The organism is Psychrobacter sp. UBA2514, from assembly GCF_002341255.1.
In the GTDB taxonomy this organism is placed as follows: domain Bacteria; phylum Pseudomonadota; class Gammaproteobacteria; order Pseudomonadales; family Moraxellaceae; genus Psychrobacter; species Psychrobacter pacificensis.
The window spans coordinates 6,976-7,429 of record NZ_DDNS01000011.1; the positions used below are offsets into that span (position 1 = coordinate 6,976).

At 48.0% G+C, this 454-nt stretch carries 1 protein-coding gene; it reads left to right on the forward strand.

Annotation, left to right across the window (positions count from 1 at the left end):
• Nucleotides 1–454 (forward strand): TRAP transporter large permease subunit (locus tag B3V51_RS04070; protein ID WP_286708035.1); only part of this gene is annotated, 454 nt, incomplete at both ends.

Below are 454 nucleotides of genomic sequence, written 5' to 3' on the forward strand. Positions count from 1 at the left end.
TCATTGGTGTGGTCAGTCTGACCAGCTTTGGTACGGTAATGACATCTTCTATCGTGACCTTAGGCGCAGGGTCATTGTTCTTTACGCTTATTTTGACGATGTTAGCTTCAATGGTCTTGGGTATGGGGCTACCTTCTATTCCTGCCTATATCATTACCGCGACCATGGCAGCCCCGGCATTGGCAGGGTTTGATATTCCAATCTTGTCAGCGCATATGTTTGTCTTCTACTTTGGTATCTTTGCCAATATTACTCCGCCTGTGTGTCTGGCTGCTTTTGCTGGTGCGGGTATATCCGGTGGCGACCCGATGAAAACAGGGTTCTTGTCGCTCAAACTGGCACTTGCCGGATTTATCGTACCATTTATGTTTATTTATAGTCCGACGATGCTCATGATAGATCCGACGGGGCTGGCTGTCACGGCAAAAGATTTCCCGCTACCGCCTATTTTGGA